At 71.9% G+C, this 17,711-nt stretch carries 15 protein-coding genes; 5 read left to right on the top strand and 10 right to left on the bottom strand.

What is annotated here, in order from left to right; genetic code table 11:
- Positions 1-36: 36 nt before the first annotated feature.
- Positions 37-1,239, bottom strand: coding sequence for an amidohydrolase family protein (locus RWH43_RS13620; protein WP_144833302.1), 1,203 nt, complete (start codon positions 1,237-1,239; stop codon positions 37-39).
- Between the two features lie 330 nt (positions 1,240-1,569).
- On the opposite strand from RWH43_RS13620, the gene RWH43_RS13615 reads away from it, so the two are divergent.
- Together RWH43_RS13615 and RWH43_RS13610 are read left to right on the top strand one after the other, a co-directional pair.
- Complete coding sequence (locus RWH43_RS13615) at positions 1,570-2,418, top strand: Sir2 family NAD-dependent protein deacetylase (protein WP_144833300.1); 849 nt, start codon at positions 1,570-1,572, stop codon at positions 2,416-2,418.
- 125 nt (positions 2,419-2,543) lie between these two features.
- Positions 2,544-3,131: a histidine phosphatase family protein gene (locus RWH43_RS13610; protein WP_144833298.1), complete on the top strand. Its 588-nt coding sequence runs from the start codon at positions 2,544-2,546 to the stop codon at positions 3,129-3,131.
- 575 nt (positions 3,132-3,706) lie between these two features.
- Here the strand turns inward: RWH43_RS13610 and RWH43_RS13605 are convergent.
- Genes RWH43_RS13605 through RWH43_RS13585 form a run of 5 tightly spaced genes read right to left on the bottom strand, consistent with a single transcriptional unit; the run spans position 3,707 to position 10,116 of the window.
- Positions 3,707-4,510, bottom strand: coding sequence for an HpcH/HpaI aldolase/citrate lyase family protein (locus RWH43_RS13605; protein ID WP_316001745.1), 804 nt, complete (start codon positions 4,508-4,510; stop codon positions 3,707-3,709).
- Complete coding sequence (locus RWH43_RS13600) at positions 4,507-4,974, bottom strand: MaoC family dehydratase (protein WP_144784845.1); 468 nt, start codon at positions 4,972-4,974, stop codon at positions 4,507-4,509. The genes RWH43_RS13605 and RWH43_RS13600 overlap by 4 nt, the downstream gene beginning before the upstream one ends.
- Complete coding sequence (locus tag RWH43_RS13595; protein WP_144833294.1) at positions 4,971-6,149, bottom strand: acyl-CoA dehydrogenase family protein; 1,179 nt, start codon at positions 6,147-6,149, stop codon at positions 4,971-4,973. Before RWH43_RS13595 ends, RWH43_RS13600 begins: the two co-directional genes overlap by 4 nt.
- Positions 6,146-8,491, bottom strand: a complete 2,346-nt coding sequence (locus tag RWH43_RS13590; RefSeq protein WP_316001744.1) for an ATP-binding protein — start codon at positions 8,489-8,491, stop codon at positions 6,146-6,148. Before RWH43_RS13590 ends, RWH43_RS13595 begins: the two co-directional genes overlap by 4 nt.
- Before the next feature lie 2 nt (positions 8,492-8,493).
- Positions 8,494-10,116 carry a carboxyl transferase domain-containing protein gene (locus RWH43_RS13585; RefSeq protein WP_316001743.1) on the bottom strand — a complete coding sequence of 541 codons (1,623 nt, stop codon included), beginning with the start codon at positions 10,114-10,116 and terminating at the stop codon, positions 8,494-8,496.
- A 124-nt stretch (positions 10,117-10,240) separates the two neighbouring features.
- On the opposite strand from RWH43_RS13585, the gene RWH43_RS13580 reads away from it, so the two are divergent.
- Positions 10,241-11,140 (top strand): TetR/AcrR family transcriptional regulator, encoded by a 900-nt coding sequence (locus RWH43_RS13580; protein ID WP_144784837.1) that lies wholly within the window; start codon positions 10,241-10,243, stop codon positions 11,138-11,140.
- A 140-nt stretch (positions 11,141-11,280) separates the two neighbouring features.
- On the opposite strand, the gene RWH43_RS13575 is transcribed toward RWH43_RS13580, so the two are convergent.
- From RWH43_RS13575 to pdhA, 3 genes are all read right to left on the bottom strand, one after another.
- The gene (locus RWH43_RS13575; RefSeq protein ID WP_316001742.1) at positions 11,281-12,771 is read right to left on the bottom strand and encodes a dihydrolipoamide acetyltransferase family protein; all 1,491 of its coding nucleotides are present in this window, start codon (positions 12,769-12,771) and stop codon (positions 11,281-11,283) included.
- 55 nt (positions 12,772-12,826) lie between these two features.
- Positions 12,827-13,870, bottom strand: coding sequence for an alpha-ketoacid dehydrogenase subunit beta (locus tag RWH43_RS13570; RefSeq protein WP_316001741.1), 1,044 nt, complete (start codon positions 13,868-13,870; stop codon positions 12,827-12,829).
- Between the two features lie 156 nt (positions 13,871-14,026).
- The gene (gene pdhA / locus RWH43_RS13565; protein ID WP_437127390.1) at positions 14,027-15,178 is read right to left on the bottom strand and encodes a pyruvate dehydrogenase (acetyl-transferring) E1 component subunit alpha; all 1,152 of its coding nucleotides are present in this window, start codon (positions 15,176-15,178) and stop codon (positions 14,027-14,029) included.
- 171 nt (positions 15,179-15,349) lie between these two features.
- On the opposite strand from pdhA, the gene RWH43_RS13560 reads away from it, so the two are divergent.
- The gene (locus tag RWH43_RS13560; protein ID WP_144833281.1) at positions 15,350-15,823 is read left to right on the top strand and encodes an Lrp/AsnC family transcriptional regulator; all 474 of its coding nucleotides are present in this window, start codon (positions 15,350-15,352) and stop codon (positions 15,821-15,823) included.
- 125 nt (positions 15,824-15,948) lie between these two features.
- On the opposite strand, the gene RWH43_RS13555 is transcribed toward RWH43_RS13560, so the two are convergent.
- Positions 15,949-16,941, bottom strand: coding sequence for an EamA family transporter (locus tag RWH43_RS13555; protein WP_316001739.1), 993 nt, complete (start codon positions 16,939-16,941; stop codon positions 15,949-15,951).
- 71 nt (positions 16,942-17,012) lie between these two features.
- Between RWH43_RS13555 and RWH43_RS13550 the strand changes: the two genes are divergently transcribed.
- A complete protein-coding gene (locus RWH43_RS13550; RefSeq protein WP_144833277.1) occupies positions 17,013-17,573 on the top strand; it encodes a CGNR zinc finger domain-containing protein in 561 nt (186 codons plus the stop codon).
- The last annotated feature ends 138 nt before the right edge of the window (positions 17,574-17,711 follow it).

Raw genomic sequence — 17,711 nt, 5'->3', positions numbered from 1 at the left:
CAACCCCCCGGGGGGGGGGGGGGGGCGCGCCGCGCGTCACGCGACGTGCAGTGCGCGGCCTCCCGCGATCACCAGGGCCCGCTCGGGTTGGCGCACGAGAGCGTCCATGGGGTTCTCGGCATCCACCAGCACGATGTCGGCGCGAGCGCCCTCGACGAGGTCGTGCACGTCGCGGCCGACCGCCCACGCTCCCGCGCTCGTGGCCAGCTTCACCACGCGCAGCAGGTCGTCGTCGCGCACGAGTCCCCCGGCGCGGGCGTACTGCCAGGCGATGCCGAGCGTGTCTCCGGTGCCGTAGGGGCTCCACAGATCGCGGATGCCGTCGGTGCCGAGCCCCAGCGCGACTCCGGCCGCGTCGAGTTCGGCGAGGGGCAGCTGCGTGTTGCGCAAGGGCGCGACGGTGGTCATGCTGACTCCCGCCTCGCCCATCGCCGCGAGGAGGTCGCGACGGCGGGCGGGCGCGAGGTCGGCGACGGCGAATCCGTGCGCGATGTTCACGCGTCCGCCGAGTCCGTGCCGCTGAGTGCGTTCGATGAGGAGCTCGATCTGGAACGCCCCGAGCTCGGCGGGGTCGTGCAGGTGGATGTCGATGCCGACGCCCGTGTCGGCGGCGAGCGCGACGAGGGCGTCGATCTGGCCCACGGGGTCGCGGTCGATCGTGGCGGGGTCGAGCCCGCCCACCCAGTTGACGCCGTCTCGCCCCGCGGCCTCTCGCAGCAGGTCGAGCACACCCGGGCGGCGCAAAATCCCGTCTTGGGGGAACGCGACGATCTGCACGTCGAGGGCGCCCTCGTATCGCGCGACCGCCTGTTCGACCGCCTCGATGCCGCGCAGGCCCACGCCGAGGTCGACGTCGACGTGCGAGCGGATCGCCGTGGTGCCGTGACGCACGAGTTCGCGCAGCACGACGGCCGAGCGTTCGATCGACGGGATGCCGAGGGCATCGCGCTGAGCGCGCTCGTGGCGGATGCGCCCGTCGGTGCCGCCCTCTCCCCCGTACGACTGCCACGGCAGGCCCCACCACGACTTGTCGAGGTGCGCGTGCGCGTTCACGATGCCCGGGAGGGCGAGGAGCCCCCGCCCGTCGAACTCGCGCACACCGATCGGATCGATGGCCGCGGGCCGGATGGCGGTCATGCGACCGTCGGCGATGTCGATGTCGACGGCATCCGCTCCCCACGGCCGCACGCGGCGGAGACAGGTGACATCGAGCATGGCCGGAGGCGACAGGGGGGTCATGGCCCCAGTATCCGTGGGCGAGCGCGCGGCTCGGGGGTGCCGCGCTCGACGAGCGGTGATCCGGATGCCACGACCGGGGCACCCACCGGCCCCTCCCCGCGCGGGTCCGGGTCTGCGGCTCGGGGGTGCCGCGCTCGACGAGCGATGATCCGGATGCCACGCCCCGGGCACCCACCGACCCCTCCCCGCGCGGGCACGGGTCTGCGGCTCGGGGGTGCCGCGCTCGACGAGCGGTGATCCGGATGCCACGCCCCGGGCACCCACACCGACCCCTCCCCGCGCGAGCCGGGGTCGGCGGCCCGCCATAGACTCGATACGACGGAGGTGCGCATGACCGACACGGTGCAGGATGCCGAGTTCTCGGCATCCGTCGATCGTGCCGTCGAGGTTCTGGCGGGCCGTCGCGTGGCCGTGCTGACGGGCGCGGGGGTGTCGACCGATTCGGGGATCCCCGACTATCGCGGCAAGGGTGCTCCCACGCGCACGCCGATGACGGCGCAGCAGTTCCTCTCGAACGCCGATGCGCGTCGTCGGTACTGGGTGGGCAGCCACCTCGGCTGGAAGGTGTTCGCCGCCGCCGAGCCGAACGACGGCCATCGCGCGCTCGCCGCGCTCGAGACGGCGGGTGTCGCCAACGGCGTGATCACGCAGAACGTCGACGGACTTCACGTGCGCGCCGGCAGCGGACGCGTCGTCGAGCTGCACGGCACGATGCGCCGCGTCGGGTGCCTGCAGTGCGGGCAGGTATTCGACCGCCGCGATCTGGCCGAACGCGTCGAGGCCGACAACCCCTGGATCTCCCTCCCCGAGAACGTCGAGCTCGGCCCCGACGGCGATGTCACCCCGGCGAGCGCCGACGGCTTCGTCGTTCCCGTGTGCTCGGTGTGCGGGGGCACTCTCAAGCCCGACGTCGTGTTCTTCGGCGAGTACATCCCGGTCGAGAAGTTCCGCGAGGCCGAGCAGCTGGTGCACGCCAGCGACGCGCTCGTCGTGGCGGGGTCGTCGCTGGTGGTCAACTCCGGTATCCGGCTCGTCGAGCGGGCACGGCGCAAGCGTCTTCCGGTCGTGATCGTCAACCGTGGAGCCACGCGCGCCGATCAGCGCGCGGCCGTGAAGATCGACGGTGGCACGAGCGACGTGCTGAAGGCCTTCGCCGAGCGGCTGCCCGGACTGCTCTGACTCCGGCGACGTCCGCGGCGGCACGAGCGACGTGCTGAAGGCCTTCGCCGAGCGGCTGCCCGGACTGCTCTGACGGCCCGACGCCTCTCGGCATCCGGTCATCCCGCGCCGGTTAGGCTCGAACCGTGACGATTCTGACTCTGGTGCGGCATGGCGAGACGGCGTGGAACTACGAGGGGCGCATCCAGGGGTCGACCGACATCCCCCTGAACGACACGGGTCGTCTGCAGGCCCGTGGCATCGCCGACACCCTCGCCGCGGAGTACGCCGGCCGTGAGGTCGTCGTCGTCTCGAGCGACCTGGGCCGTGCCGCCGAGACGGCCGACATCATCGCCGCCGCCCTCGGCACCGAGGTCTCGCACCGCTTCCCCGGCCTGCAGGAGCGCTCCTACGGCGAGGCCGAGGGCATGGACGCGCCCACCTTCTACGACACCTACGGCCCGTGGCACGCGGCCGATGTGCCCGGCGCCGAGACCTGGCCGGTCGTGCGCGAGCGTGCGCTGGCCGCGCTCGCCGAGGCCGTGGCATCCGCCCCCGACGGCGTCGACGTGATCGCCGTCGCGCACGGGGCGCTCATCCGCGAGGTCATCATGTTCGCCACCGACGGCGAGTTCCCCCGCGAGGGCGAGCGCCTGCCGAACTGCTCGGCGACGACGTTCCGCCTCGATGGCGACCGTTGGGAGATGCTGGCCTACGCCGGCGTCGCGAGCTGACCCGAGCCCAGGTCCCTGAGCCTGTCGAAGGGACCGGAACCCGCGGACACCCCGGACCCCAGGTCCCTGAGCCTGTCGGAGGGACCGGAACGCGCAGACCCAGGACCCCAGGTCCCTGAGCCTGTCGAAGGGACCGGAACGCGCAGACCCAGGACCCCACGTCCCTGAGCCTGTCGAAGGGACCGGAACGCGCAGACCCAGGACCCCAGGTCCCTGAGCCTGTCGAAGGGACCGGAGACCGCGGACACCCGGAACCCGCAGACACCCGGTGGCTTCGACACGCTCAGCCACCTCCCACGCGCGAAACCCGGTCGCTGACCCCGGTGGCTTCGACACGCTCAGCCACCTCACTCGCGCGAACCCCGGTCGCTGACCCCGGTGGCTTCGACACGCTCAGCCACCTCACTCGCGCGAACCCCGGTCGCTGACCCCGGTGGCTTCGACAAGCTCAGCCACCTCCCACGCGCGAACCCCGATCGCTGACCCCGGTGGCTTCGACAAGCTCAGCCACCTCACTCGCGCGAACCCCGATCGCTGACCCCGGCGGCTTCGACACGCTCAGCCACCTCACCCGCTCACCCCGCCCGCGCGATAAGCGAGCGGGCGTGGCGCAGGATCGGCTCGTCGATCATGCGCCCCTCGTGGCGGAACACTCCCCGCTCCCCCTCGGCCGCGGCGAGCACTCCGCGCGCCCACTCGACCTGCTCGGGGGGCGGGGCGTACGCCTCGCGGATCGTCGCGACCTGCCCGGGGTGGATGCACGCGGTGGCCGTGAATCCGGATGCCACCGCATCCCGCGCCTCGTCCGAGAGCCCGTCCAGGTCGGCGATGTCGACGTGCACGGCGTCGATCGCCCTCTTGCCGAACGCCCCGGCGGCGAGCAGCACCCGGGCCCGCGCGAGTCGAGCGATGTCGCGGTACGAGCCGTCGTCGTGGCGGCTCGAGGTTCCGCCGAGGCTCGCCACGAGGTCTTCGGCACCCCACATGAGGGCGACGACCTGCGGGAGCGCGGCGATCTGCTCGGCGGCGACCACTCCGCGCGCCGTCTCGCACAGGGCGATGACCTCGTACTCCTCGAGAGGGGCGAGGGATGCCGGGTCCTCGGCCTTCGCGACCATCACGCGCCGCACGCGCGTCCGCGCGAGGGCATCGAGGTCGAGCGCGAAGTCGGGCGTCTCGGGTCCGTTGACCCGCACGATCACGCGGTCGGGGTCGGGATCGGCGGCGATCAGCTGCGCGCGGGCGTCGGCCTTGGCATCCGGGGCCACGGCGTCTTCGAGGTCGAGGATCGCGGCATCCGCCCTCTCGAGCGCCTTCGACAGCCGCTCCGGGCGGTCGCCGGGCACGAACAGGAGTGCGGGCCCGAGCGCGAAACTCACGCCGCCGCCTCCTGCGCCCACACCAGCACCGTGCGGGTCGCGGTGGCGACCACCTCGTCGTTCTGCGAGCGTCCGGTGTGCTCCATCACGACGATCCCCTGTCCGGGGCGCGACGCCGACGGCCGTACCGAGACGATCTCGGTCTCGGCGATCAGGGTGTCGCCGACGAACAGCGGGGCCGGGAAGCTCACGTCGGTCAGCCCGAGCTGCGCGACGAGCGTGCCCTGGGTGAGCTGTCCCACCGACAGGCCCACGAGGGTCGACAGCGTCCACATCGAATTCACCAGCGGACGCCCGAACGGCTGGGTCGCCGCGTACGCCGCATCGAGGTGCAGCGCCTGCGGATTCATCGTCAGGGTCGTGAACACCACGTTGTCGGCATCCGTCACCGTCCGCCCGGGCCGGTGCGCGTACCTCTCACCGACGACGAACTCCTCCAGATACAGGCCGCGCTGCTCGATCATGCCGCCACGGTACCCGTGAGCCCCAGCGCACGCGAGATCACCATGAGCTGCACCTCGGTCGTTCCCTCGCCGATCTCGAGGATCTTGGAGTCGCGGTAGTGGCGCGCCACGGAATACTCGTTGATGAACCCGTTGCCACCGAACACCTGTGTCGCATCCCGCGCGTTCGCCATGGCGGCATCGCTCGCGGTCATCTTGGCGACGGCGGCGTCGACGGTGAACGGCTTTCCGGCGTCGCACAGGCGCGCGGCGTGCACCCACGCGAGGCGGGCGGTGTGCACGCGGGCGTGCATGCGCGCGAGCAGGAACTGCATGTTCTGGCGCGTCGACAGGCGCTCGCCGAAGACGGTGCGGCTGCGGGCGTAGTCGACGGCGGCTTCGAGGCAGCCCTCGGCGGCTCCGGTGGCGAGCGCGGCGATCGCGACGCGGCCCTCGTCGAGCGTGCGGAGGAAGTTCTTGAACCCGTGCCCGCGCTCACCGAGCAGGTTCGCCTCGGGAACCCGCACGCCGTCGAAGGTGAGCGGATGCGTGTCCGAGGCGTTCCAGCCGACCTTGTCGTACGCGGGACCCACGGTGAAGCCCGGCGTGCCGTTGGGCACGATGATCGTCGAGATCTCGGGGCGGCCCGCATCGGTGCGCCCGGTGACCGCGGTGACGGTCACGAAGCGGGTAATGTCGGTGCCGGAGTTGGTGATGAACTGCTTCGTCCCATCGATCACCCATTCACCGCCCTCGAGCCGCGCAGTCGTGCGGGTGGCGCCGGCGTCGCTGCCGGCCTCCGCCTCGGTGAGTCCGAATCCGGCGAGCGCGCGACCGGCGACGAGGTCGGGCAGGTACTCCGCCTTCTGCGCGTCGGTGCCGTAGCGGTAGATCGGCATGGCACCCAGGCCGACTCCGGCTTCGAGGGTGATGGCCATCGACTGGTCGACGCGCGCGACGCCCTCGATCGCGACGCACAGGCTCGCGTAGTCGCCGCCCTGTCCGCCGACCTCTTCGGGGAACGGCAGGCCGAAGAGCCCCAGGTCGCCCATCTGCTCGACGAGGTCGAGGGGCAGCATGTGGGCGCGGTCGGCTTCGTACGAGCGCGGCGCGATCACCTCGTCGGCGAACTCGCGCACCATCGCGCTCAGTTCGCGCTCGTCGTCGGTGAAGGCCTGCTGGCTGTCGATGCTCACGAGAGGGACTCCTTGTGGGAAGGGATGGGGGCGGATGCCGGGATGCCGGCGGAACCGTGCGGTTCGGGGTGGGAGGAGGGTGAGGTGACTGAGACGGCACTGCGGGTCCCGGACCCTTCGACAAGCTCAGGGACCTCGGTAGCGGCGGTGGCTGAGCCTGTCGAAGCCCCCGGCGCGAGAGCACTGCGGGTCCCGGGCCCTTCGACAAGCTCAGGGACCTCGGTAGCGGCGGTGGCTGAGCCTGTCGAAGCCCCCGGCGCGAGAGCACTGCGGGTCCCGGACCCTTCGACAAGCTCAGGGACCTCGGTAGCGGCGGTGGCTGAGCCTGTCGAAGCCCCCGGCGCGAGAGCACTGCGGGTCCCGGACCCTTCGACAAGCTCAGGGACCTCGGTAGCGGCGGTGGCTGAGCCTGTCGAAGCCCCCGGCGCGAGAGCACTGCGGGTCCCGGGCCCTTCGACACGCTCAGGGACCGGCGTTACGGGCGTCACCGTCGCGACAACCGCGTCTCGCGCGACCTGCGCGCCGGCCGCCGTGCGCAGGCGCACCGTCCCCGCGTGCGGGCTCACGACCGTGTGCTCCATCTTCATCGCCTCGATGGTGGCGAGCCGGGCGCCCGCGTCGACGGCGTCTCCGTCGGCGACGTGCACGGCGACCACGGTGCCGGGGAGCGGAGCGACGAGGTCGGGGGCGACGGCCCCGGGCGCGCGGCCCGCGGCGACGCGGCGACGCTCCGTGGCATCTCGCCGCGACACCACTCGCAACCGGTGCGCTCCCCCGTCGGCGTGCACCCAGTACTCGACCGGTCCGCCCGTCACGACCGCCTCTCCAGCGGTACCCGGCGCGACAGCGTGCACCTGCCCGGCGTCGTCTTCCAGCGACACCGTGCGCGCAGCCACCGCTCCGCCGGCACGCCAGGCCCCCACGCGTCCCCAGACCGAGCCGTCAGCCGGGTTCCCGGCATCCGCGACTCTCTGCGCCACGGCGGCGAGCGCGGCCGGCGACGGTTCCGGAGCCTCCGGAGTCCCGCGCCGATCGAGCAGCCCCGTGTCGAGGTCTCCCGCGCGCACGGCGGGATCGGCGAGCAGAGCCCGCAGATCCGCGATGTTCGTGTCGACGCCGAGCACGATCGTGTCGGCGAGGGCGGCGTCGAGTCGCGCGAGGGCGGTCTCGCGGTCGGGTCCGTGCGCGATGACCTTGACGATCATCGGGTCGTACAACGAGCTGATGACACTGCCCGTCTCGACGGCGCTGTCGACGCGGGCGGATCCCGGATGCCACAGGCCCACGGTCCCGGTCGCGGGGAGGTATCCGCGGGCCGGGGTCTCGGCGTACACGCGTGCCTCGATCGCGTGTCCGTCGAGGCGGATCTCGCCGAGCTCGAGCGCGAAGCCCGCCGCGACCCGCAGCTGCTGCTCGACGAGGTCGATGCCGGTGACCATCTCGGTCACGGGGTGCTCGACCTGCAGGCGCGTGTTCATCTCGATGAAGAACGGCTCGTCGAGCCGGTCGCCCGCGACGAGGAACTCCACGGTGCCCGCGCCGAGGTAGCCGACGCTGCGGGCGGCGGCGACGGCGGCCTCGCCCAGGCGGGTGCGCGTCTCGGCATCCACGACGGGTGAGGGGGCCTCTTCGATCACCTTCTGGTGCCGCCGCTGCAGGGTGCACTCGCGCTCGCCGAGCGAGAGGGTCGTGCCGTGCGCGTCGGCGAGCACCTGCACCTCGATGTGGCGCGGGCGCTCCAGCAGCCGCTCGAGCAGCAGGGTGTCGTCGCCGAAGGCCGCGGCGGCGACCCGTCGTGCGGTCGCGAGGGCGTCGGCGAGGTCGTCGGGCCCGGTGGCGACGGTCATACCCTTGCCGCCCCCGCCGGCGGAGGGCTTCACGAGCAGGGGGTATCCGGCGCGATCGGCTTCGGCGGCGATCTCGGCGTCGGAGAGACCGGTCGCCGAGAACCCCGGCACGGTCGGCACGTCGTGGGCCGCGACGTGCTCCTTGGCGCGGATCTTGTCGCCCATCACCTCGAGCGCCTCGACTCCGGGGCCGACGAAGACGATCCCCGCCGCGGCGCACGCGCGGGCGAAGCCGGCGTTCTCGCTGAGGAACCCGTAGCCCGGGTGCACGGCATCCGCCCCGGACGACACCGCGGCGGCGACCACCGCGTCGACGTCGAGGTACGAGGGCACGCGCACAGCGTGGTCGGCTTCGCGGGTGTGGGGCGCGTCGGCATCCGCGTCGGTGAAGACGGCGACCGAACGGATGCCGAGACGCCGCAGCGTCCGGAACACCCGGCGCGCGATCTCGCCGCGGTTGGCGACGAGAACGGTGGAGAAGGGGCGAATGGTCATGTTCACATCCGGAAGAGGCCGAAGCCCCGGTCAGCCAGCGGCACGCGGCTGACGACGTCGAGCGCGAGCCCGAGCATCGTGCGGGTGTCGGCGGGGTCCATCACGCCGTCGTCCCAGAGCCGGGCGGTGGCGTAGTACGGGCTGCCCTGCTCTTCGTAACGGTCGCGGATGGGTTTCTGGAAGGCCTGGTCGTCGGCATCCGTCCACTCCTCACCGCGCGCGGCGCGCTGATCGCGCGTGACGGTCGAGAGAACGGATGCCGCTTGCGCCCCGCCCATGACCGAGATGCGGCTCGAGGGCCAGGTCCAGAGGAACCGCGGGTCGTACGCGCGGCCGCACATGGCGTAGTTGCCGGCGCCGTATGAACCGCCGACGAGGACCGTGAGCTTGGGGACGCGGGTGGTCGCGACGGCGGTGACCATCTTGGCGCCGTCTTTCGCGATGCCTCCGGCCTCGGCATCCCGCCCCACCATGAACCCGGTGATGTTCTGCAGGAAGAGCAGGGGGATGCCGCGCTGATCGGCGAGCTCGATGAAGTGCGCGGCCTTGAGCGCCGACTCGCTGAAGAGAACGCCGTCGTTCGCGATGATCGCGACCGGGTGCCCGTGCAGGCGCGCGAAGGTCGTGATGACGCTCTCTCCGTACAGCGCCTTGAACTCGTGCAGGGTGCCGGCGTCGACGAGGGTGTCGATGATGGCGCGCATGTCGACGGGCTGCGTGACGTCGGCGGGGACGATGTCGTAGAGCTCCTGCGGATCCCGAGCGGGATCGTTCGGCGCCTCGACCTGCCAGACCGGCGCGGGCGTCTGCGGAAGGGTCGCGACGATGTCGCGGACGATCTCGAGCGCGTGCTCGTCGTCGTCGGCGAGGTGGTCGACGACTCCCGAGCGGCGGGCGTGCAGGTCGCCGCCGCCGAGCTGTTCGGCGGTGACGTCTTCGCCGATCGCGGCCTTGACCAGGGGTGGTCCGCCGAGGAACACCGTGCCCTGGTTGCGCACGATCACGCTCTCGTCGCTCATCGCGGGGACGTAGGCTCCACCCGCGGTGCACGAACCCATGACGGCGGCGATCTGCGGGATGCCGCGGGCCGACAGCTGCGCCTGGTTGCGGAAGATGCGGCCGAAGTGCTCGCGGTCGGGGAACACCTCGTCCTGCATCGGCAGGAACGCCCCGCCCGAGTCGACGAGGTAGATGCACGGCAGGCGGTTGTCGAGAGCGATCTCCTGCGCGCGCAGGTGCTTCTTCACCGTCAGGGGGAAGTACGCCCCGCCCTTCACGGTGGCGTCGTTGGCGACGACCATCACGTGGCGCCCGTGCACGAGGCCGATCCCGGCGACGACCCCGGCCCCGGGAGCCCCGCCGTCGTAGAGGCCGTGGGCGGCGAGGGGCGCGACCTCGAGGAAGGGGCTGCCCTCATCCAGAAGGCGGTCGATGCGGTCGCGGGCGAGGAGCTTGCCGCGGGCGGTGTGACGCTCTCGCGCGGCGTCGGATCCACCGCGGGCGGCCGTGGCGAGGGTTGCGCGCAGCTGTTCCGCGAGGTCGCGCTGGGTGGGCGGCGCGGGGGTGGCGGGCGCGGCGTTCGGTGACGTCTCGGGCGCTGGCGCGGTGACCGGTGCTGTGCTCATGGCGGCTCCGTCTCGGGGCCGCATCGTCGACGGCACCGTCGTTCCGGTCGGGGTCGTTTCCGCCGGAGGGGTTTTCAGTTAATGTTGGCTAACTGAGATTCCAGGCTAGCCCGAACGGATGCCGATGACAAGAGCAAACGACGAGCCTTCAGGGGCCGACGGCGAGACGCGCGCTGACGCGGTGACCGCGGTCGCCCCCGCTCGCGTCGACGTCTCGCCGGACGACGCCTCCGGCGCGGCACGCGACCGCGCGACGGGCCCGACGCCTGACCCCGCTTCCGGCACCGCCCGCGACCGCGCCAAGGCCGACCGCCGCGCGGCCCTGCTCGCCGCCGCCGCCCGCCTGTTCGCCGAGCGCGGGTTCGACGGCGTGACCCTCGGCGACATCGGCGAAGCCGCCGGAGTGAGCGGCCCGGCCGTCTATCGCCACGTCGCGGGCAAGCAGGCGTTGCTGGGCGCGATCCTCGTCGACGTCAGCGAGCGGTTGCTCGAGGGCGGGCGCCGGGTTGCCGGGTCCTCCGTCGCGCACACAACCGCAGACCCGGCCCCCACCTCCCGTGGGGCCGAATCCCTCCGCGATCCTGCACACACGGCATCCGCCCCCGACCGTCCTGCGGATCGCGGCGCCGACGCGCCGTCTCTCGCAGCCCCAAAGCCGCGTGTCGCGGCTGATCTCCGCACGACGGCGGCGCCCGCCGACACCACGCTCCGCGCGCTCGTCGACTTCCACGTCGCGTTCGCGCTCGCCGAGGCCGATGTGATCCGCGTGCAGGACCGCGACCTGGATCGCCTCTCCCCCGACGACCGCCGCACGGTGCGCAATCTGCAGAACGCCTACGTTGCGGTGTGGACGGAGGCGCTCGCCACAGCGCTCCCGGATGCCGAGTCCCCCGCCGAGCGCCGCGTGCGAGCCCTGGCGTGCTTCGGTCTGATCAACTCGACCCCGCACAGCGTGCGCGGAGTGCCCGCGGCTCGCGTGCGCCCCACTTTGACCCGCATGGCGCTGGCGGCGCTGACGGCCTGAGTCCCCGCCATCCGCCCCGCAGCCGGCGCCCGGCGAGGCGCGCCCGCCTGGCACCCCTCAAAACCGGAAGGTGCCGAGGGCGACCACTCCCCCGGCACCCCGTCGATGCACCGCGCGACGACCGCGCCGCCGCGGGTCGCTCAGCGCAGCAGCATCGCCCTCCCGGGCTCGCGCAACACGCCGGCGACGTCGGTGAGGAATCGCGCCGCCTCGGCCCCGTCGACCAGCCGGTGGTCGAACGAGAGGCTGAGGGTGAGCACGTCGCGCAGGGCGATCTCGCCGTGATGCTCCCACGGCGTGCGCCGCAGGGCGCCGACCGCGAGGATGCCCGCTTCGCCGGGATTCAGGATGGGCGTTCCGGCATCCACTCCGAACACGCCGACGTTGGTGATCGAGAACGTCCCGCCGGTCATCGCGGCCGGAGCGGTGCGTCCGGCGCGGGCCGTCGCGGCGAGCTCGGCAATCGCGTCGGCGAGGTCGACGAGGTCGAGCCGGTCGGCATCCGGAATCACGGGAACCACGAGACCGCGGTCGGTCGCGGCGGCGATCCCCAGGTTGACGTAGTGGTGCTCGACGATCTCACCCGCCGCTTCATCCCACTTGGCGTTGAGCGCGGGAGTCCGCCCGAGCGCCAGGCACACGGCCTTCGCGACGATCGCGAGCACGCCGATGCGGTGCCCGTCGAGCGCGCGGTCGGTCTTGAGCGACGCGAGCAGTTCGGTGGTCGCGGTGACGTCGAGGGTGAGGAACGTCGTCGCGTGCGGAGCCGTGAACGCGCTCTGCACCATCGCCGCGGCCGTGTGCTTGCGCACTCCGCGGATCGGCGTGCGTGTCACCCGGTCGCCGGACCGGCCGGTCGGGGGGACCGTCGACATCGAAGCGGGGGCGGATGCCGTGACCTCGCCCACCTGGCCGCGCGCCACCGTCCCACCGGGGTGCGCGGGGGCGGATGCCGCGACCTCGGGCATCGCCGGAGTGCGCGCAGCGAACTCCTCGACGTGGCCGCGCGTGACCATCTCACCCGGGTGGGCTGCGGCGACCAACACGAGGTCGACCCCGAGGTCTTTCGCGAGCTTGCGCACCGGCGGGGTCGAGCGCGGACGCTCGAGGGGCAGGTCGATCGGACCGGTCTTGACGACGTCGTGGGGAGCGGCCTCGCGCACGGCGTGGTCGGAGTCGATCACCGCGGTCCCACCGCCGCGCGCGCGTCGCTTCGGACGGTTGCCGGATGCCGGGGCGGCGCCGTACCCGACGAGGTTCGGGGTCGCGCGGGCGGCGATGTCGTCGGCGGGGGCATCGAGCGGTGCCTCGGTGACCGTCTCGACGGCGAGGCCGGCCCCGGCCTCTCGAGTCGCCTCAGCAGGAGGGGCCGCCGGGGTGCCGGCATCCGTCCCGCCGAGGTCGAACGACACCAGGGGTGAGCCGACCTCGACGACGTCTCCGGCCGCGGCGTGCAGACCCTGCACGGTGCCGGCGTACGGCGAGGGGATCTCGACGATCGCCTTCGCCGTTTCGACCTCGGCGATCGTCTGGTTGAGGGTGACGGTGTCACCCTCGGCCACGTGCCACTGCACGATCTCGGCCTCGGGAAGCCCCTCGCCGAGGTCGGGAAGCAAGAACTCCGCGATCATCGAACGCCTCCTTCGATCGTGCCCGCGATCCGCCCTGCAGCACTGCGCTCCGCGATCATCGAACGCCTCCCTCGACGGTCGCGGCGGATGCGCCGCCGGTGGGCGAAGAGCCCGCACTGCGCTCCAGCACCAGATCCACCGCGTGCAGGATCCGGTCCAGATCGGGCACGTGGTGCTTCTCGAGCTTCGACGGCGGATAGGGGATGTCGTGCCCGGTGACGCGCCGCGGCGGCGTCTCGAGGTAGTGGAAGCACTCCTCGGTGATGCTCGCGATGAGCTCCGCGCCGACTCCCGCTTCGCGCGCGGCCTCGTGCGTGACGACGACGCGTCCGGTCTTGCGGACGGATGCCGCAACCGTGTTCATGTCGATCGGCGAGAGCGAGCGCAGGTCGATGACCTCGAGCGAGATCCCGTCGTCTTCGGCGGCGACGGCGGCGTCGAGGGCGGTTCGCACCTGGGCGCCGTAGGTGACGATCGTGGCATCCGTGCCCTCGCGGGCGACGCGCGCGAGGTGCATCGGCGGGGCGTCGGCGAGGTCGGCGTCGAGATCGACCTCGCCCTTGGAGTGGTACAGGCGCTTGGGCTCGAAGAAGATCACCGGGTCGTCGGAGGCGATCGCCTGCTGCAGCATGACGTAGGCGTCCTGCGGGTTCGAGGCGGCGATCACGCGGAGTCCGGCGGTGTGCACGAAGTACGCCTCGGGCGACTCGGAGTGGTGCTCGGCCGCGCCGACGCCTCCGGCCCACGGGATGCGGATGACCAGCGGCATCCGGATGCGACCGTTGCTGCGGTAGTGCAGCTTCGCGACCTGGCAGACGATCTGGTCGAACGCCGGGTAGACGAAGCCGTCGAACTGGATCTCGACGACGGGCCGATAGCCGCGCAGGGCGAGGCCCACCGCGGTGCCGACGATGCCGGCCTCTGCGAGCGGGGTGTCGACGACGCGCTGCGCACCGAAGCGCTTCTGCAGGCCGTCGGTGACGCGGAAGACGCCGCCGAGCTTGCCGATGTCCTCGCCCATGAGCAGGACTTTGTCGTCGCTCTCGAGTGCCTTCGACAGGCCCGCGTTGATCGCGGAACCGAGGGTCAGGGAAGTCATCGCGACATCTCCTTCTCGTCGCCGTGAGGAGCTTCGGGCACTGCCGCGTTGATCGCGGAACCGAGGGTCAGGGAAGTCATCGCGACATCTCCTTCTCGTCGCCGTGGGGAGCTTCGGGCACTGCCGCGTTGATCGCGGAACCGAGGGTCAGGGAAGTCATCGCGTGCCCTCCTGCTCGAACCCCGCGAGGTATTCCATGTACTCGGCCTTCTGCCTTTCGACTCCGGCATGCGGTTCCGCGTACACGTGGTCGAACATGGTCTCGGGCGCACGCGTGGTCGCTCCGATGCACGCGGCGCGCACGTCGGCGGCGAGGGCGTCGGCGGCCCGGGCGACCTCATCCATGCCGGAGTCGTCGAGCATGCCCTCGGCCCGCAGGTAGGCCTCGAGCCGGGCGATCGGGTCGCGACCGGCCCACCGCTCCACCTCGTCGGCGTCGCGGTAGCGGGTGGGGTCGTCGCTCGTGGTGTGCGGACCCATGCGGTAGGTCACGGCCTCGATGAACGAGGGCCCTTCGCCGCGGCGGGCACGGTCGAGGGCCCAGCGCATGGCGGCGACGCAGGCGATGGCGTCGTTGCCGTCGATGCGGAGGCTCGGGATGCCGAAGCCCGGCGCTCGGCCCGCGATGGGGTACTTGGCCTGCACGGTGACGGGCTCGGAGATGGCCCACTGGTTGTTCGAGCACACGAACACCACGGGGGCGCCGTACGACGAGGCGAACACCATCGCCTCGTTGACGTCGCCCTGGCTGGTGGCACCGTCGCCGAAATACGCCACGGCCACATCGGTCGAGCCGTCGCGCTGCGCACCCATGGCCCAGCCCGTCGCGTGCAGCGAGTGCGCGCCGATGATGATCTGGGGCGGGGCGACGTTGATCGACGCGTGGTCGTAGGCGGAGTGCTCTTCGCCGCGCCAGGCGAGCACGTAGCCCTCGGGCTTGGCGCCGCGGGCGAGCAGCACGCCGTGCTCGCGGTAGCTGGGGAAGGCGAAGTCGCCGGGAGCCATGGCGTGGACGGTGCCGACCTGCACGGCCTCCTGGCCGCGGCAGGGCGCCCACAGGGCGAGCTGACCCTGGCGCTGCAGCGCGACGCCCTCGGCGTCGAGGCGACGGGTGAGCACCATGTCGCGGTGGAGGGAGCGCAGCTCGTGCGGCGAGAGGTCGGCGATCCAGGGATCGAGCTCGGCGTCGGCGATACGAGTGCCGTCCGGCTCGAGCAGGCGGAGGACGTCGTCGACGTCGTCCTGGGGGTCGTGGTCGTCGGCTCTTCCGATCGAAGAGTCTCGCGTCTGGGTGTACGTCATCGTCATCCCTCCAGGTGCGGCCCGTGGCTCCTCGTGAGAGCCGGGGCGATCCGGGTGTCGGCAACAGCGCCGACGTGGCCGACCGTACGCGCGGAATGCACCCCGCTCAAGACCTCGTCGTCATATTGAGCACTGTGCCCATTGCAGACGGCCCCGGCGCTGCTAATGTTTCGCAGCATGAGCAAGCTCGACGCGGTCGACCTCGACCTCCTCCGCGCCCTGTCCGCCGATCCGCGCGCCACCGTCGTCGCGCTCGCCGAGAAGCTCGGCCTCTCGCGCAACACCGTTCAGGCGCGCATGAGCCGCCTCGAACGCGGTGGGGTGTTCCTGTCGTACGAGCGGACGTTGTCGGCGGAGGCGCTGGGCTTTCCGATCGAGGCGTTCCTGCAGGTGACTGTGCGCCAGGCCGAGCTGCCGATCATCCGCGAAGAACTCGCCAAGGTTCCCGAAGTGCTGCAGGCGCACGGGCTGAGCGGTCAGGTCGACCTGCTCGTGCGCGTCGCGTGCCGTGACACCCAGCACCTGTTCGACACCGATGCGCGCATCCTCGCGATCGAGGGCGTCGAGCGCACCGAGACCTCGCTGGTGATGGGCGAGGTGATCGGCTACCGCGTGGGCCCGCTGATGCAGCTGGCACGCGAGGAGAACTAGCCCGCGAGGTCCCTGAGCCTGTCGAAGGGACCGGAACCCCTGAAAGACCGGTGGCTTCGACAGGCTCAGCCACCTCCGAACCGAAGGTCCCTGAGCCTGTCGAAGGGACCGGAACCCGCGCCGGCCTACGGCGCGGGCACCACCGGGATGCTTGCCGTCTCGGTCTTCTCCTCGACCGCGCCGCCGGCGTCGAGCCGCACGAGCACGACGCCGACGAGGATCAGCGCACCGCCGACGAACTGCACGGGAGCGGGCGTCTCGCCGAGCAGCAGCCAGGCGAACCCGAGAGCGAACAGCACCTCGCTGAGCCCGACGAATGACGCGAGGCGCGAGCCGATGAGCGGCACCGCGATCACCCCGAGGGCGTACCCGACAGTGGTGGCGACGCCGCCCACCCAGAGCAGGGGCAGGATGCCGGGAACCTCGAGCCCCGCGAGCGACACCGTGATCGAGGGTGCGGCGAAGGGCAGGATCCCGGTGGCGACGAGGATGCCCATCAGCACGGTTCCGGTGATCAGGCCTCCCGCGGCGAGAGCGAGGGGCGGGAGGTCGTCGCCCGCGCGCCCGGCGATGACGAAGTAGGCGGCCGCGCACACGGCGGCGCACAGCGCGAAGATCGTCCCCAGCAGGTCGAAGCGCGCCCCGCTGATGTCGACCACGAGCACGAGGCCGACCATCGCCACGACGGAGCCGATCAGCACCGCCTTCGAGGGAGCCGTGCGGGTGCGCACCCAGACCGCGAGCACGAGCAGCACCGGCGCGATGTACTGGATGAGCAGGGCGACGGCCACCGGCATCCGCTGCATCGCGGCGAAGTAGAACAGCTGGCATCCGGCCACGGCCGTGAGGCCGAAGGCGAGGATGAGCAGTCCGTGTCGGCGGATGAAGCCACGCTGCCGGCGGATCGCGAGGATCAGCGCGGGCGACAGCAGGAGCGCCGCGACCCCCATCCGCACGAGCAGGACCGCCCCGAGCGACCAGCCCCCGTCGAGCAGGGGCTTCACGAACGGACCGCTCGACGAGAACGCGAGGGCCGAGGCGACGGCGATCACGAGCCCGGTGACGGCTCCGGAGCCGTGTCGGGTGGGGCGCGGAAGGGTGACGGACGACGTGGTCATGCGAGCCTGCTGTCAGGAGTGAAGAACGTTTACACTCGTGACAGTACGACCCGCGCCTGTCAGGAGTCAACATGGTCTTCATCCGTGACACCGAACTGGTGCTGCGCGCTGCCGTCGAGCTGGTCAACACCCTGCCGCAGACCGACGTCAGCGGCGTCGACACCCTCGAGGAGGTCGAGGCCCTCGAGGCCTTCACCGAGCGTCACGGCTACACCGGGTCGCGCACGCGCGATGCGCGCGAACTCGCGGCGGTCCGTGGCATCCGCCCCCGTCTTCTCGAGCTGTGGAGCACGGATCGCGACGGGGCGGTGCCCCTCGTGAACGCCATGCTCGCCGACGGGCGGGCGCTCCCGCAGTTGGTGCGGCACGACGGGCTCGACTGGCACATCCACGCGAGCGATCCGGCCGATCCGTTGGCGACGCGCATCCTCGTCGAGTCGGCGTTGGCATTCGTCGACGTCATCCGTGCGGACGAATACGCGCGCGTTCGCGTGTGCGACGCCGACGACTGCGCGGGCGTCTACGTCGACTTCTCGAAGAACGGCTCGAAGCGCTACTGCGACGCCGGCAATTGCGGCAACCGTATGAACGTCAACGCGTACCGTCGCCGCAAGGCCGAGGCTCCGGCCTGACCGCGGGGCGGGGATCTTCCCCTCTTCTGCGGCGATGACACCTGCCCGGGGGGGGGGGGGTGACGCGCCGCACTGATCGCGATCGCGTGCGGACCCACGTTCGCCGTATGGATCGCCGACCCGTGATGCGCGTTTCGT

The sequence above is a fragment of the Microbacterium algihabitans genome (assembly GCF_032464975.1).
GTDB lineage: Bacteria > Actinomycetota > Actinomycetes > Actinomycetales > Microbacteriaceae > Microbacterium > Microbacterium algihabitans.
Note: the sequence above shows the minus strand (reverse complement) of the source record. Positions and strands in the feature narration are given on the sequence as shown.

Excerpts from the sequence above, each read along its gene's own strand:
- RWH43_RS13600 (WP_144784845.1), bottom strand. The coding sequence starts at position 4,974 with ATGATCGAGCAGCGCGGCCTGTATCTGGAGGAGTTCGTCGTCGGTGAG.
- RWH43_RS13570 (WP_316001741.1), bottom strand. The coding sequence starts at position 13,870 with ATGACTTCCCTGACCCTCGGTTCCGCGATCAACGCGGGCCTGTCGAAG.
- RWH43_RS13615 (WP_144833300.1), top strand. The coding sequence starts at position 1,570 with ATGACCGACACGGTGCAGGATGCCGAGTTCTCGGCATCCGTCGATCGT.
- RWH43_RS13560 (WP_144833281.1), top strand. The coding sequence starts at position 15,350 with ATGAGCAAGCTCGACGCGGTCGACCTCGACCTCCTCCGCGCCCTGTCC.
- pdhA (WP_437127390.1), bottom strand. The coding sequence starts at position 15,178 with ATGACGATGACGTACACCCAGACGCGAGACTCTTCGATCGGAAGAGCC.
- RWH43_RS13585 (WP_316001743.1), bottom strand. The coding sequence starts at position 10,116 with ATGAGCACAGCACCGGTCACCGCGCCAGCGCCCGAGACGTCACCGAAC.
- RWH43_RS13550 (WP_144833277.1), top strand. The coding sequence starts at position 17,013 with ATGGTCTTCATCCGTGACACCGAACTGGTGCTGCGCGCTGCCGTCGAG.
- RWH43_RS13580 (WP_144784837.1), top strand. The coding sequence starts at position 10,241 with ATGACAAGAGCAAACGACGAGCCTTCAGGGGCCGACGGCGAGACGCGC.
- RWH43_RS13555 (WP_316001739.1), bottom strand. The coding sequence starts at position 16,941 with ATGACCACGTCGTCCGTCACCCTTCCGCGCCCCACCCGACACGGCTCC.
- RWH43_RS13590 (WP_316001744.1), bottom strand. The coding sequence starts at position 8,491 with ATGACCATTCGCCCCTTCTCCACCGTTCTCGTCGCCAACCGCGGCGAG.
- RWH43_RS13575 (WP_316001742.1), bottom strand. The coding sequence starts at position 12,771 with ATGATCGCGGAGTTCTTGCTTCCCGACCTCGGCGAGGGGCTTCCCGAG.
- RWH43_RS13620 (WP_144833302.1), bottom strand. The coding sequence starts at position 1,239 with ATGACCCCCCTGTCGCCTCCGGCCATGCTCGATGTCACCTGTCTCCGC.